This is a genomic window from Ferrovibrio sp. (assembly GCF_964218355.1).
Classification (GTDB): domain Bacteria; phylum Pseudomonadota; class Alphaproteobacteria; order Ferrovibrionales; family Ferrovibrionaceae; genus Ferrovibrio.
This window is the reverse complement of the sequence record NZ_CAXPMC010000013.1, coordinates 80,062-93,512: the sequence shown is the minus strand read 5'-3', so window position 1 is coordinate 93,512 and position 13,451 is coordinate 80,062. Positions and strand designations below refer to the sequence as shown.

Sequence of the window (13,451 nt, the reverse complement as noted above, 5' to 3'; positions counted from 1 at the left end):
CTCTCCAGACTGCTGTGCGGCGTCAGGCCGCGAACTCGATGTTGACGCGGCGGTTCTGCCGGCCCTTGTTCTCGACCTTGCGCACCACCACCGGACCGATCTCGCCGGTGCGCGCGATATGGGTGCCGCCGCAGGCCTGCAGGTCCAGCGGCCGGTCGGCACCGGCCACTTCGATCAGCCGCACGCGGCCATGGCCCATCGGCGGTTTCACCGCCATGGTCTTGACCAGATCGGGGTTGCCCTGCAGCTCCGCGTCGGTGATCCAGCGCGCCGTCACCGCGTGATCGGCCGCGATCAGGTCGTTCAGCTTCGCGGTCAGCGTGTCTTTGTCCGGAATACTGTCGGCCATGTCGAAATCCAGCCGGCCCTTGCCGTCGCCGACCGAGCCGCCGGTGACCGGGAAGGGCACCAGCGCCGACAGCAGATGCAGGCAGGTATGCATGCGCATCAGCCGGTGCCGGCGGTCCCAGTCGATTTCCAGTTTGCCGGCGGCTCCCACTTTCAGGGCCGCGCTGCCGGCAGCGGGCACATGGATGATGCCGTCCGGCCCGTCGCCCTTCACGGTATTGGCGATCTCGACGGTCTCGCCCGAGGCCAGCAGCAGCCGGCCGGTATCGCCCGGCTGGCCGCCGCCGGTGGGATAGAAGACGGTGCGGTCGGTCTGGAAGCCGCGTTCGTCGATCGCGGTGATCACAGCGCCGCAGTCCTTCAGATAGGCATTCTCGCGGAACAGGAACTCGGTCATCGCGGACCTCATGCCATCCAGGGCGGCACCGGCAGCTTCTTCGACCGCAGGAATTCCGGATTGAACATCTTGCTCTGATAGCGGGCACCGCCATCGCAGAGGATGGTGACGATGGTGTGCCCGGGGCCCATCTTCTTTGCCAGGCGGATGGCGGCGGCGACGTTGATGCCGCTGGAGCCGCCCAGCACCAGGCCCTCATGCTGCAGCAGGTCGTAGACCACCGGCAGGGCTTCCTCGTCGGGAATCTGGAAGGCATCGTCGGGGGTGATGCCGTCCAGGTTGGCAGTGATGCGGCCCTGGCCGATGCCCTCGGTGATCGAGCTGCCTTCGGATTTCAGTTCGCCGGTCTTGTAATAGCTGTAGAGCGCGGCGCCCATCGGATCGGCCAGCGCCACCTGCACCTTCGGATTGCGCTCCTTCAGTGCCATCAGCACGCCGGCAAACGTGCCGCCGGAACCGACCGCGCAGGTGAAGCCGTCAACCTTGCCGCCGGTCTGCTGCCAGATCTCCGGCCCGGTGGTGCGGTAATGCGCCTCGCGGTTGGCGACATTGTCGAACTGGTTGGCCCAGATCGCGCCGTTCGGCTCGGTCTTCGCCATCTCCTCGGCCAGACGGCCGGAGAATTTCACGTAGTTGTTGGGGTCCTTGTAGGGCACCGCCGGCACCAGCCGCAGATCGGCGCCGCACAGGCGCAGGAAATCCTTCTTCTCCTGGCTCTGGGTTTCCGGCATCACGATCACGGTGCGGAACCCCATCGCATTGCCGACCAGCGCCAGCCCAATGCCGGTATTGCCGGCCGTGCCCTCGACGATGGTGCCGCCGGGCCGCAGGGCGCCGCGCTTGATGGCATCCTGCACGATGAACAGGGCCGCGCGGTCCTTGACGGAACCGCCGGGATTCATGAATTCGGCCTTGCCGTAAATCTCGCAGCCGGTCAGCTCGGAGGCACGCTTCAGGCGGATCAGCGGCGTGCGGCCGATGCTGTCGATAAAGTCCTTGCGAATATCCATGACGCTTCCGGTGGATGGGCCCGGCCGGCCCGACGCGCGGTCAGGGCGGCAGACTGGTGAAATCTCCCCGGGTCCATCCTATACCGGCGGGGGGTCAGGGTCGCAAGCCGCGCGGGTCCGCCCAGTCCCGGCGCAGCCGGTTGCGGTGCAGCGCCAGCCACAGCAGGCCGATCGCCATCGGCGTATTCGATATTTTCCCGCCTTCCCACTGGGAAAAGGCGTCGGCGAAGGGCAGGGCGAAAACCCGGATATCCTCATGCTCGTGATCCAGTCCGTGGATGCCGCCGGCGCCGGCGGCGTCGACCCGGGCGCAGAGCATGTGGAAGCGCTCCGAGCAGAAACCCGGTGTCGAATAGACATTGGTGACCGGCAGCAGCGGGCCGATCGCCTCCAGCCCGCTTTCCTCCTTCAGCTCGCGCCGGGCGACATCCTCGATGCTCTCGCCATCCTCGATCAGGCCGGCCACCACCTCGACCGACCAGGCCGGGTCGCCGTTGAACAGCAGGGCGGCGCGGAACTGCTCGATCAGCACCACCTCGTCGCGGACCGGATCATAGGGCAGCACGCAGACCGCATCGCGGCGCCAGACCACTTCGCGCGACATCTCGTCGCTCATGCCGCCATCGAACAGGCCGTGCCGCAGGATCAGTTCGTCGACCTTGAGATGGGCGCGGAAGGCCGGCGTCTGCCGGATGATCTCGACCGGGCGGGGCTGGTTGGTCACGGATGGGCGCATGGAACCGGGCCTTGTGTCATGAGGGAGGCGATGAAGCGGGTCTTGTCGCGGCGGCGCCAGCGGGCCGGCAGCCAGTCCTCGCTGCCCGGCGGCAGGCGCGAGCCCCCCTGCGGGCCCCGGGCGGCGAGGAAGACGCGGACGCGCGGCAGGCCGGCGGCGGCCGGCGCGGCGATGGGCCGGACGGGCAGCAGCCGGGCCACATATTCGGGCCCCTCATAATCGGCAAGCCGCCGGTGGTCGCCGGGCCGGGCCGGGCGGAAGACCAGGCCGGCAATGCGGCCTGCCGGCGCCGGGACCAGCACCGGATAGCCCCGGCCGCGCGCCGTTTTGCGGCGAAAACCGGCCAAAATGGCGGGGCTGAGCTGGCGGGGGCCCGGGCGGTAGCCCAGCACGAGACGCAGGACATCCGGATCGCACAGCGTTCCGTAGAAAAAATACGCCATGGGCAGACCGTCCGACGCCTCCGGGGATTGATCCACACGCGCAAAAGCTGCGTACATCTAGTAGAGAAATGGATGCCAATTCGCAAAGCCCATGACCGTGACCGAAATGCATAGCGCCGCCGCGCCGATTCTGCCGGAGCATCATATTCCGGCCGAGTTGCTGCTGGATTACGCCAGCGGCAGCCTGGGCGAGGCCTGGTCCTTGGTGGTCGCCTGCCATCTGACCCTGTGCCCGCATTGCCGCGCCGAACTGGCCGCCATCGAGGCACTGGGCGGCCGCCTGCTGGAAGAAATGCCGCCGCAGCCCATGCAGCCCGCCGGCTTTGCCGCCATCGCGGCGCGGCTGGGGCCCCAGGAGCCGGCCCCGGACATGCAGGAGAAGACCCGGCAGCAGAAGGTTCGGCCGCAGCCGGAGCCGGCAGCCGGGGGCGGCCTGCCGGCGCCGCTGCGGGCCTATCTTTCCGGCGGGGTCGACCGCATCCCCTGGCGCTGGAGCGGCGCCGGCCTGCATGCCTTCGCGCTGCCGGTGCAGAAGGCGCGCGGCGGCATGGCCAGCCTGCTGCGCATCGCGCCGGGCACCGGCATGCCGCGGCACAGCCATGCCGGCGAGGAAATGACCCTGGTGCTCAGCGGCGGTTTCACCGACGACGCCGGCGCCTTCCGCCGCGGCGATGTCGAGATCGCCGATGGCAGCACCGAGCATCGCCCGGTGGCGATGGCGGGCGAGCCCTGCATCTGCCTGGCAGTGACCGATGCGCCGCTGCGGTTCAGCGGCAGTTTCGGCTGGATACTGAACCAATGGTCAAAGCTGTCCTCCTGAACATCTGCGCGCTGCTGCTTCTGCTGGCGGCTGCCGTGCCGGCGGCGGCCGCGCCGGCACCGGAGCCGCAGGTGCTGGAATTCGAGGTGCGGCGCGACGGCACGCCGATCGGCCATCACCGGGTGACGATCACCCGCGATGGCGACGAGACCCGGGTTGCCATCGACATCGATTTCCGCGTCACCATGGCCGGCGTGCTGACGCTGTACCGCTACACCCATAGTTCCGAGGAGGTCTGGCGGGGCGACCGGCTGGTCCGCCTGCGGTCGACCACCGACAACGACGGCAAAGCCGAATACCTGAACGCGGTGGCCGAGGGCGATGCCCTGCGCGTCGACGGCTCCGGCTATCAAGGCCTGCTGCCGGCGCAGACCATGCCGACCAGCTACTGGCGCAGCGACTTCGTCGAGCGCCGGCCGATCATGGACAGCCAGGACGGCCATGTCCTTGACGTGTCGATCCGTCCGGCCCGCTACGAGACGGCCAGCCTCGGCAACGCGCCGGTGCCGGCCCGGCGTTACCATGTCACCGGCGAGTTCGACTGGTATCTCTGGTACGATGCCGAGGGCAACTGGGTGAAATCCGCCTTCCGGGCGATGGACGGCTCGTCCATCGACTACCGCCGCAAATGACCGCGGCCGGAACCGCGCCGGGCACGGTCTGGATCACCGGTGCCGGATCGGGCATCGGCCGCGCCACGGCCCTGCGCTTCCTGCGTGCCGGGGCGGTGGTGGCGGGCACCGCGCGGCGGGCGGAGACCTTGGACAGCCTGGCTGCCGAGGCCGCCGGCTGCACCGGCCGCTTCCATGCGCTGCCGGCCGACCTGACCGAGGCCGCCGCCACCGCCGCCGTCGTGCGGCGGATCGAGACGGAGATCGGCCCGGTGCGGCTGGCCCTGCTGAATGCCGGCACCCACCGGCCGATGCCGGGCCGCGATTTCAGCGCCGCAACCCTGCGCCAGCTGCTGGAGGCCAATGTGATGACGGCGGCCAACGGCATCGAGGCGGTGCTGCCGGCGATGCTGGCCCGCCGCAGCGGGCAGATCGCCATCGTCGCCTCGCTGGCCGGCTATGGCGGCCTGCCGACGGCGGCGGCCTACGGTGCCGGCAAGGCGGCGCTGATCAATATGGCAGAGGCGCTGCGGCTGGATCTGGAAGGCAGCGGCGTCGCCGTGCGGCTGGTCAATCCGGGCTTCGTGAAGACGCCGCTGACCGACCGCAACCGGTTTCCGATGCCTTTCCTGATGCCGGTGGAGGCGGCCGCGGCGCGGCTGTGGCAGGCGCTGGAATACGGACGGCAGTTCGAGATCGTGTTTCCGTGGCAGTTCGCGCTGATCATGAAGGCGCTGCGGCTGCTGCCCTATCCGGCCTATTTCCCGCTGGTGCGGAGGGCGACGGGATGACGATGCCGGACCCGGAGGATGCAATCGGCGCTGGCCTGCGCCGCTACGCGGATTTCTTTGCCACGCTGACGCCGGACAGCCTCGACCGGCTGGACGGCCTGGTCACCGACGACGTGCATTTCCGCGATCCCTTCAACGACATCCGCGGCCGCGCGGCGATGAAGGCGGTCTTCGCCCAGATGTACCGCGACTGCACGGATATCGGCTTCACCATCGATGGCAGCCTGCGGCAGGGCGACGAGGCCTTCCTGAAATGGACCTTCCGCTACCGGCCGCGCCGCTTCGGCGGGGCGGTGCCGTGGACCGCGGTCGGGGTCAGCGAGCTGCATTTCGCGCCCGACGGCCTCGTCAGGGCCCATCTCGATCACTGGGATGCCGGCGCGCAGTTCTATGCCCGGCTGCCGCTGCTGGGGCCGCTGGTGCGCTGGGTGCGCGGCCGCCTGCAGCATCGCTGAGGACGGCGGCCGTCAGTCCCGCGCGAAGCCGTAATGCGCCACGTCGATGGCGCCGGCATTGAAGCCGCCCTCGCAATAGGCCAGGTAATAGCGCCACATGCGGCGGAACCGCGTATCGAAGCCGAGGCTTTCGATCTGCGGCCAGGCCGCCTCGAAACGCTGGCGCCACAGCCGCAGGGTGCGGGCATAATCGGCGCCGAAGGTCAGGCAGTCGGTGACGGCGAGGCCGGCGGCGCGGCTCTGCGCGGCGATGGTGGCCGGCGACAGCAGCATGCCGCCGGGGAAGATATAGGCCTGGATGAAATCCATGGTGCCGCGGTAGCTCTCGAAATAGCGGTCGGCAATCATGATCACCTGCAGGCCGATGCGGCCCTGCGGCTGCAGGCGGTCGCGCAGCTGGCGGAAATAGACCGGCCAGAATTTCTCGCCCACCGCCTCGATCATCTCGATGGACGCGATGGCATCATACTGTCCGTCGAGGTCGCGGTAGTCGCGCAGTTCGACGCGCACCCGTTCGGCCAGGCCGGCCTCGAAGATGCGGCGGCTGGTATAGTCATGCTGTTCGCGGCTGATGGTGACGGCATGCACGCGGGCGCCGAATTCCTTCGCCGCCAGTTCGGCGAAGCCGCCCCAGCCGCAGCCGATCTCCAGCACCCGGCTGCCGGGCCGCAGCTGCAGCACCGTGCCGGCGAGGCGGCGGTATTTGGCGCGCTGCGCCTGTTCCAGCGTCTCGTCGCCGCGCGGCCACAGGGCGGCGGAATAGGTCATCGAGGGATCGAGCCACTGCCGGTAGAAGTCGTTGCCGAGATCGTAATGGTAGGCGATGTTGCGCCGGCTGCCGCGCCGGCTGTTGGCGGCCAGCGCGAAACCGACCCGCCGCAGCAGGCGCAGCCAGGGCCGTCCCATCAGGGTGGAATCGAGATCGCTGTTGCGGCAGGCGAATTCGGTCAGCGCGGCAAGGTCGTCGCTGTCGAAGCCACCCTCGATATAGGCCTGGCCCACCGCGAGGTTGCCGCCCAGCAGCAGGCGTCTGGCGAAACGGTGGTCACGGATCGCGAGATCGGCGGCGGGACCCGGTTCGCTGCCGCGGGCAACGAAGGCGCGGCCATCGGGCAGGGTGACGGTGATGCTGCCATGGCTGATGCGCGGTGCCAGGGCCAGCAGCAGCCGGGTCCAGCGCGGCACATCGGCAAGACCGAGACCGTCCTGCAGGCTGTGCAGCAGTACCGGATCGCCGTTCTGCGGCAGGCCGGCGGCCTCGGGCGCGGACAGGGCGCCGCGGCGTTCGGCATAGGCTTCGCTCATATGGTCTGCTCCCGGTTCCTCGATGCGGTTGCGTTCCCGGGCCTGCCGGCCGAGACGGGCTGGTCGGGCGGCGCGCTCCAGCGGAAGAACGCGGCACCCTTCCGCCACAGCTGCAGGGCCTGCCAGTGGATCGCGGCGATGACTTTTACGGTCATCAGCGGATGGCGGATGACTGCCTTCAACAGACTGTGATCGGTCAGCGGGGCGCGCCGCCCGGTCTGGCTGGCCACCATCTGCAGGGCGCCGCCGGGTCCGGTCTGGCGGATCACGATGCCGATCGTCTCGCCCGGCGGCAGGATGCGGAAATCATAGGCGCCCTGCAGCGGCAGGAAGGGCGAGACATGGAAACGCTTGGCGGCATGCTGGGCCAGCATGCCGCTGCGGTTGGCCTGGCGCGGCACCGCCACCAGGTAGCCATGCTGGTCGCCGAAGGTGTTCTTCACTTCATACAGCACGGCGCCGAGCCGGCCACCGGCATCGTAGCAGTAATAGACGCTGAGCGGATTGAACACATAACCGAACAGCCGCGGAAAGCAGAACAGCAGGATGCGGTGGCCGGCATCGTCCAGGCCCTGCTGGCGCAGTGCCGCCTCCACCCATGGCCGCAGCGGCGTGCCGTCGCGGGGGCCGTGGTCGCGGTCATGGATGCTGAGCAGGCCGAAGCGGTTGTGCCGCAGCAGGCGCGGCCGCCGCGCCGCATCGGGCAGGGCGTCGAGATCGACCAGCAGCGAGAAGACGCGATAGCTGAAGGCATGCCGGAACGGCAGCAGGCGCTGGTGCGTCACCCGGCACCAGTAGAGGCCGGCTTCCGGCATGCCGGTCATTCGGCCGCCTGGTGCAGCGGCGGGGCCGCCGCGAAGGGATCGGCGATGCCGAGGCCTGCGGCAACCTGCAGGCCGGCGGTGAAACCGTCCTCGTGGAAGCCGTAGCGGCACCAGGCACCGCAGAACCACAGCCGGTCGCGGCCCTGGATGTCGGGCAGTCGCGCCTGCGCCTCGATGGCGGCGCGGTCGAACAGCGGATGCTCGTATTCGAAACTGGCGAAGGTTCTGTCCGCCGCCGGCTCCTCGACCGGATTGAGCGTGACGAATAGCGGGCAGCTTTCGTCGATGCCCTGCAGCCGGTTCATCCAGTAGGTCAGCGCCACCCGGCGCTGCAGGTCGCGGCGCGGCTCGGACAGGTAGTTCCAGCTCGACCACACCGCACGGCGCACCGGCATCAGCGCCGGGTCGCGGTGCAGCACGGCGCGGTTCCGCTGGAAGCGGAAGGCGCCGAGAATCCTGCGCTCGGCCGGGCTGGCCTCGCCGCCCAGCAGCCGCAGGGCCTGGTCGGCATGGCAGGCCAGCACCACCTGGTCGAACTGCTCCATGCGGCCGCCGGCCATCACCGTCACGCCGTCGGCGCTGCGCCACAGGTTGCGCACCGGCCGTTCCAGATGCAGGGCGAAGCCGCCGGCCGCGACCAGGCGGCGCACATATTCGCGGCTGCCGCCGGTCACCGTCGACCATTGCGGGCGGTCGTCGATGGTCAGCAGGCCGTGGTTGGCGAAGAAGCGGATGAAGGTCTCGGCCGGGAAGGCGGTCATCTCGCCCAGTGGCGACGACCAGATCGCCGCGCCCATCGGCAGCAGGTAATCCAGCGTGAAGGCCGTGCCATAGCCGCCGGCGGCAAGATATTCGCCGAGTGTCCGGCCGGCGAGGCTGCCGGCGGCAAGGTCGCGCGGCGCCGCCCGGTTGAAGCGCAGGATGTCGCGCAGCATGCCGTGAAAACCGGGACGCAGCAGGTTGCGTTTCTGCGCGAAGAGGGTCGCGAGATTGCTGCCGCCCCATTCGAGCCTGCCGCGCCGGCGGGCATCGCCCACCGAGACAGAGAACGACATGTCGCTGGGAGCCGAGGGCACGTCCAGACAGGCGAACAGCCGCAGCAGGTTCGGGTAGTTGCGGTCGTTGAAAACGATGAAGCCGGTATCCACCGCGATCTCGCGGCCGTCATAGTCGATGGCAGCGGTGTTGCTGTGCCCGCCCGGATAGGCATTGGCCTCGAAGACCGTCACGTCATGCTGCCGGGCCAGTGCCCAGGCCGCGCCCAGGCCGCTGATGCCTGCGCCGATCACGGCAATACGCTGGCCGCGCCCGCCTGTCTGGTCGGTCATGATTCCCCCGTCGCCTCGCCAGCATCATTGCGCAGTGTGGCGAAAGCCGCCAGTGCCGCCTTGCGGGCACGGTCATGATCGACGATCGGTGCCGGATAGTCGCGGCCGAGCGTCACGCCGGCGTCGCGCAGCACCGCTGCCGGCGCCGCCCACGGCTTGTGGATGAATTTGTCCGGCAGCTTTTCAAGCTGTGGCAGCCAGCGGCGGACATAGCTGCCGGCCGGATCGAATCGCTCGCCCTGCACCACCGGATTGAAGATGCGGAAATAGGGGGCGGCATCGGCGCCGGAGCCGGCCACCCACTGCCAGCTGGCGGCATTGCTGGCGGCATCGGCATCGACCAGCGTGTCCCAGAACCAGGCTTCGCCCTCGCGCCAGTGCAGGCGCAGATGCTTGACCAGGAAGGAGGCGGCAATCATGCGCACGCGGTTATGCATCCAGCCGGTCGCCCACAATTCGCGCAGGCCGGCATCGACCAGCGGATAACCGGTGCGGCCGCGCTGCCAGCTGCGCAGCAGGCCGGCATCCTCCTGCCACGGGAAGGCATCGAAGCTGTCGCGGAAATTCCGCTGCGGCAGGTCGGGAAAATGATAGAGCAGGTGATGCGAGAATTCGCGCCAGCCCAGCTCGGCAAGGAATTTTGCGGCATCGCCGCCATGCTGTGCGACATGCATCTGCACGGCCTGCCAGACCTGTCGCGGGCCGATCTCGCCGAAATGCAGATGCGGCGACAGCCGCGAGGTGGCCTCGCGGTCCGGCCGGTCGCGGCCATCGGCATAGCCGGCCAGCGCCGCGTCGAGAAAAGCCGCCAGCCGCGCGGCGGCGCCGGCCTCGCCGGGCTGCCAGCTTTCGCGCAGGCCGCCGGCCCAGTCGGGCTGCTGCGGCAGCAGCGCCCAGTCTTCCAGTTGCTCGCCTTCGGGCTGCCCGTCCCAGATGGCCACGTGTTTCGGTGCCGGCGCCGGCGCGGCAGGCCCGCCGCCGGCCAGGCAGGCGCGCCAGAACGGCGTGAAGACGCGGAACCAGCCGCCGGCCCGGGTCTGCACCGTCCAGGGTTCATACAGCAGCCCGGCATTGCAGGTTTCGACGGTGACGCCGGCTTCCTTCAGCAGGCTGCGGATCGCCGTGTCGCGATGGATCGCGGCCGGTTCATACAGCCGGTTCCAGCAGACCGCCGCGGCGCCGGTGTGGCGCACGAGATCGGCCAGCAGGGTGGCGGGATCGCCCGACAGCAGCAGCAGGTCGAGACCATGGCGCCGCTTCAGGGCGTCGCGCAGGGCGGCGAGGGCATGATGCAGCCACCAGCGGCTGGCGCCGCCCATGGGCCGCAGCCGGTCCGTGGTGTCGCGGATGAAGACCGGGATGACCGGGCGGCCGCCGGATGCGGCGGCGACGAGTGCCGGATTGTCGGCCAGCCGCAGATCCTGGCGGAACCAGACGATGGCGGGGCCGGTGGTGGTGGCGGCAGTAAGGGGGCGGCTGGGCATGGTCCTGCGGGCGGAGAGGCGACTGGTCCGAGGATTGCGGTCAGGCCGCCCTCGGGTTTGTTCGCTCTTTATTACGCAGGATGGCGGCGGCCGGATCACCGGTTCGCATCACCGGTAGCCGGGATTCAGCGGTCGGCGGGATCGAGGTCGCGTTCCAGCAGGCGCAGGGCCAGCGAGGCGGCCTGGGTGCGGTTGAAGACCTGCAGCTTGGAGAAGATCTGCCGCAGATGGGCCTTCACGGTCACCTCCTGCACGCCCAGCCGGTTGGCGATGGCCTTGTTGGAATCGCCCTGGCTGACCCATTTCAGGACTTCGCGCTCGCGGTCGGTCAGGGCGGCGAGGCGGGGATCGACCGGCTCGTTGGCGACCGCCAGCGGGCGTGGCGGCAGGTGGATGTTGTCCTGTTCCAGCTCATGGCGCAGCAGGCGCAGCAATTCGCGGTCGTCGGCGCCGCCGCGCGCCTTCTCGGTCAGGTTGGCGTATTTGGCGGCGGCGAGATAGTTCGGCAGAAAATCCTCGTACAGCCGCAGCGCCTTCACCACGGTCAGGATCATGCTCTGCTGGGTGATCTCGGTCTTTTCCTTGTAGTCGTTGATGCCGTGGTTGGAGATCACGGTCAGCGGCGGCGCCTGGCCGGGCTGGCCGGTGCGCACCACGATCTGCACCGTCTTGTTGCCCAGTTCGTTGCGGATGTAGTCGGCCAGCGCGAGGCCGGCATGCTCGGTCTCCATCACCACGTCCAGCAGCACCAGGGCGATATCGGGATGGGCGCGCAGGATGTCGCGGGCCTCGCCGGCGGAATAGGCGGACAGGAAGGCGAGGCTGCGCTTGCGGTAGTTGAAGTTGCGCAGCAGCAGCTTGGTCAGCGAATGGACGTCCGGCTCGTCATCGACGATCAGCACCTTCCACACGCCCTCATGGCCCGGGGGCAGGCCGCCGCCGTCATCCTCGTCTATGAAATGAACCGATGGTTCGACCACCCGGGACCCCGCTCGCAATGCGGGTATCCTAGCCGATCATTCCCCGCGGCGGAATGCGTTTGGCCTGCGGAAAGCGCTCAGTCGACGGACAATAACAGGATGTCCCCGGGCCCCAGCAGCCGGCCATCGGCCGCGTGCAGTTCCAAGGGCTTGACCGGCAGCCGCTGGGCACGGTCGACCAGCAGGGTCGGCCCGGGGCCTTCGGGGAACTGGTGGCGGTCGCCCCATTGCCGGAGCGCAACCAGCACCCACAGCAGGTCATGGCCCTTGGCGGTCAGCTCGTATTCGTGATGCGCGCCGCCATCGGCCGCCGGCACCGTCTGCAGGATGCCCAGTTCGGTCAGCCGCCGCAGCCGTGCCGCCAGGATGTTGCGGGCCATGCCGAGGTTTTTTTGGAACTGGCCGAAGCGCCGCCGGCCGCCCATCGCCTCGCGCACGATCAGCAGCGACCACCAGTCGCCGATGGCATCCAGCGAGCGGGCGATCGGGCAGGCATCGGTTTCATGGCTGGTGCGGCGCATGGCGGGGCTCCGGAAACTGTGTCGGCCGTTACAGGGGCGTCGATAGAGGTTGCATATTAAAACCAGACCGGCTTTAACGGCAAGTATGGTTTCATATTAAAACCATTCATGCTGACCAGGACACCCGGAGAGAGAACCATGAGACTGCAGAACAGGACCGCCCTGATCACCGGCGGCAACAGCGGCATCGGCCTCGCCACCGCCAGGGCCTTCGTTGCCGAAGGGGCGCGGGTCGCCATCACCGGCCGCAACCGGGCCACCCTGGACGCCGCGCTGGCCGAACTGGGCGCCGGCGCGCTGGCCATCCAGGCCGATGCCACCGACATCGCCGCCACCGAGCGGGCGGTGGCCGAGGTGGCGCAGGCCTTCGGCAGGATCGACATCCTGTTCGCCAATGCCGGCATCGTCGGCGCCACGCCGCTGGGCGCCGGCAAGCTGGAGGTGTTCGAGCAGGTGCTGCGCACCAACGTCACCGCCGTCTTCTTCACCCTGCAGGCGGCGCTGCCGCATCTGAGCGACGGCGCCTCGGTGATCCTGAACGGCTCGGTGATGTCGCAGATGGGCTCGCCCGGTTCGTCGGCCTATGCGGCCAGCAAGGCCGCCGTGCGCGGGATGAGCCGCGTGCTGGCTTCCGAACTGGCGCCGCGCGGCATCCGCGTCAATGTCGTCTCGCCCGGCGCCACCCGCACGCCGATCTGGGATTCCGCCGCACCCACGGCGGATGCCAAGACCCAGCTCGAAAAGCGGCTGGCCGGCATGATCGCGCTCGGCCGCCTGGGCGAGGCGGAGGAGATCGCGAAGACGGCAGTGTTCCTCGCCTCCGGTGATGCCTCGAACATCACCAGCGCCGAGATCTTCGTCGATGGCGGCACCAACGGTTCGCCGGTCGGCGGCCCGGTCTTCCGCGGCTGACAATTCCCGTACATGAGCGAGGGGGCGGCTGCGATGCCGCCCCTTTGTCGATTGCTTATCCCGGATAGCGTCCGGTCGCCTTTGCATAGGTCTCGCCCCAGTCGGCCAGCGGCGCCAGCGCCCTGTTCAGGCTGACCCCCCAGTCCGAAAGCGTGTATTCAACGCGCGGCGGCACCTCGCCATAGGCATGGCGCAGGACCAGACTGTCGCGCTGCAGTTCGCGCAGCTGCTGGGTCAGCATCTTTTCGCTGGCACCGGGCACGCGGCGCTTCAGTTCGCCGAAACGCAGCGCGCCGTTGCGCAATTCCCACAGGATGACGGCCTTCCACTTGCCGCCGATTGCCTCGAAGGACGGACCGATGCCGCAGGCATAGGATTTTTTTGTCACGGTTTTCCACCACTACATACGTTCCGGTGCGTACCTGACCGTTTTGTCCGTACTTGCCGGATGGCATGTACGGCCCCCAGTTCTGCGTCACAACCCGT

General features: G+C 68.9%; 16 protein-coding genes. 5 read left to right on the top strand and 11 right to left on the bottom strand.

Going from position 1 to position 13,451, the window contains the following annotated elements; translation table 11 throughout:
- Positions 1–22 precede the first annotated feature (22 nt).
- The 4 genes from ACEQZY_RS08370 to ACEQZY_RS08355 all read right to left on the bottom strand — a co-directional run bounded on the left by ACEQZY_RS08370 (position 23) and on the right by ACEQZY_RS08355 (position 2,934).
- Positions 23–745 (bottom strand): alanyl-tRNA editing protein, encoded by a 723-nt coding sequence (locus ACEQZY_RS08370; RefSeq protein WP_370153541.1) that lies wholly within the window; start codon positions 743–745, stop codon positions 23–25.
- A gap of 8 nt (positions 746–753) precedes the next feature.
- Positions 754–1,755: a cysteine synthase A gene (locus ACEQZY_RS08365; protein WP_341705424.1), complete on the bottom strand. Its 1,002-nt coding sequence runs from the start codon at positions 1,753–1,755 to the stop codon at positions 754–756.
- A 94-nt stretch (positions 1,756–1,849) separates the two neighbouring features.
- Entirely contained in the window at positions 1,850–2,479 is a 630-nt protein-coding gene (locus ACEQZY_RS08360; RefSeq protein WP_341705425.1) for an NUDIX domain-containing protein, read from the bottom strand.
- Positions 2,476–2,934: a gamma-glutamylcyclotransferase family protein gene (locus tag ACEQZY_RS08355; RefSeq protein ID WP_370153540.1), complete on the bottom strand. Its 459-nt coding sequence runs from the start codon at positions 2,932–2,934 to the stop codon at positions 2,476–2,478. Before ACEQZY_RS08355 ends, ACEQZY_RS08360 begins: the two co-directional genes overlap by 4 nt.
- Before the next feature lie 91 nt (positions 2,935–3,025).
- Here ACEQZY_RS08355 and ACEQZY_RS08350 point away from each other — a divergent pair, with 91 nt between their 5' ends.
- From ACEQZY_RS08350 to ACEQZY_RS08335, 4 genes are read left to right on the top strand one after another with little or no spacing between them, the layout of a single operon-like run.
- Positions 3,026–3,754, top strand: a complete 729-nt coding sequence (locus ACEQZY_RS08350; RefSeq protein ID WP_341705833.1) for a ChrR family anti-sigma-E factor — start codon at positions 3,026–3,028, stop codon at positions 3,752–3,754.
- Positions 3,733–4,386 carry a DUF6134 family protein gene (locus tag ACEQZY_RS08345; RefSeq protein ID WP_341705832.1) on the top strand — a complete coding sequence of 218 codons (654 nt, stop codon included), beginning with the start codon at positions 3,733–3,735 and terminating at the stop codon, positions 4,384–4,386. Before ACEQZY_RS08350 ends, ACEQZY_RS08345 begins: the two co-directional genes overlap by 22 nt.
- Positions 4,383–5,156, top strand: coding sequence for an SDR family NAD(P)-dependent oxidoreductase (locus ACEQZY_RS08340; RefSeq protein ID WP_370153537.1), 774 nt, complete (start codon positions 4,383–4,385; stop codon positions 5,154–5,156). Before ACEQZY_RS08345 ends, ACEQZY_RS08340 begins: the two co-directional genes overlap by 4 nt.
- Positions 5,153–5,611 carry a nuclear transport factor 2 family protein gene (locus tag ACEQZY_RS08335; RefSeq protein ID WP_370153535.1) on the top strand — a complete coding sequence of 153 codons (459 nt, stop codon included), beginning with the start codon at positions 5,153–5,155 and terminating at the stop codon, positions 5,609–5,611. The genes ACEQZY_RS08340 and ACEQZY_RS08335 overlap by 4 nt, the downstream gene beginning before the upstream one ends.
- Before the next feature lie 12 nt (positions 5,612–5,623).
- On the opposite strand, the gene ACEQZY_RS08330 is transcribed toward ACEQZY_RS08335, so the two are convergent.
- From ACEQZY_RS08330 to ACEQZY_RS08305, 6 genes are all read right to left on the bottom strand, one after another.
- Complete coding sequence (locus ACEQZY_RS08330) at positions 5,624–6,916, bottom strand: cyclopropane-fatty-acyl-phospholipid synthase family protein (protein WP_341705318.1); 1,293 nt, start codon at positions 6,914–6,916, stop codon at positions 5,624–5,626.
- Positions 6,913–7,740, bottom strand: a complete 828-nt coding sequence (locus ACEQZY_RS08325) for a DUF1365 domain-containing protein (protein ID WP_370153533.1) — start codon at positions 7,738–7,740, stop codon at positions 6,913–6,915. The genes ACEQZY_RS08330 and ACEQZY_RS08325 overlap by 4 nt, the downstream gene beginning before the upstream one ends.
- Positions 7,737–9,068 (bottom strand): FAD-dependent oxidoreductase, encoded by a 1,332-nt coding sequence (locus ACEQZY_RS08320; RefSeq protein WP_341705320.1) that lies wholly within the window; start codon positions 9,066–9,068, stop codon positions 7,737–7,739. The genes ACEQZY_RS08325 and ACEQZY_RS08320 overlap by 4 nt, the downstream gene beginning before the upstream one ends.
- Complete coding sequence (locus ACEQZY_RS08315; protein ID WP_370153531.1) at positions 9,065–10,552, bottom strand: deoxyribodipyrimidine photo-lyase; 1,488 nt, start codon at positions 10,550–10,552, stop codon at positions 9,065–9,067. The genes ACEQZY_RS08320 and ACEQZY_RS08315 overlap by 4 nt, the downstream gene beginning before the upstream one ends.
- A gap of 125 nt (positions 10,553–10,677) precedes the next feature.
- Entirely contained in the window at positions 10,678–11,550 is an 873-nt protein-coding gene (locus tag ACEQZY_RS08310) for a LuxR C-terminal-related transcriptional regulator (RefSeq protein WP_372530175.1), read from the bottom strand.
- A gap of 59 nt (positions 11,551–11,609) precedes the next feature.
- Positions 11,610–12,053: a helix-turn-helix domain-containing protein gene (locus tag ACEQZY_RS08305; RefSeq protein WP_341705026.1), complete on the bottom strand. Its 444-nt coding sequence runs from the start codon at positions 12,051–12,053 to the stop codon at positions 11,610–11,612.
- A gap of 138 nt (positions 12,054–12,191) precedes the next feature.
- On the opposite strand from ACEQZY_RS08305, the gene ACEQZY_RS08300 reads away from it, so the two are divergent.
- Positions 12,192–12,965 carry an SDR family oxidoreductase gene (locus ACEQZY_RS08300; RefSeq protein WP_370153527.1) on the top strand — a complete coding sequence of 258 codons (774 nt, stop codon included), beginning with the start codon at positions 12,192–12,194 and terminating at the stop codon, positions 12,963–12,965.
- A 55-nt stretch (positions 12,966–13,020) separates the two neighbouring features.
- Here the strand turns inward: ACEQZY_RS08300 and ACEQZY_RS08295 are convergent, their stop codons facing one another.
- Positions 13,021–13,353: a helix-turn-helix domain-containing protein gene (locus ACEQZY_RS08295; RefSeq protein ID WP_341705028.1), complete on the bottom strand. Its 333-nt coding sequence runs from the start codon at positions 13,351–13,353 to the stop codon at positions 13,021–13,023.
- Positions 13,354–13,451 lie beyond the last annotated feature (98 nt).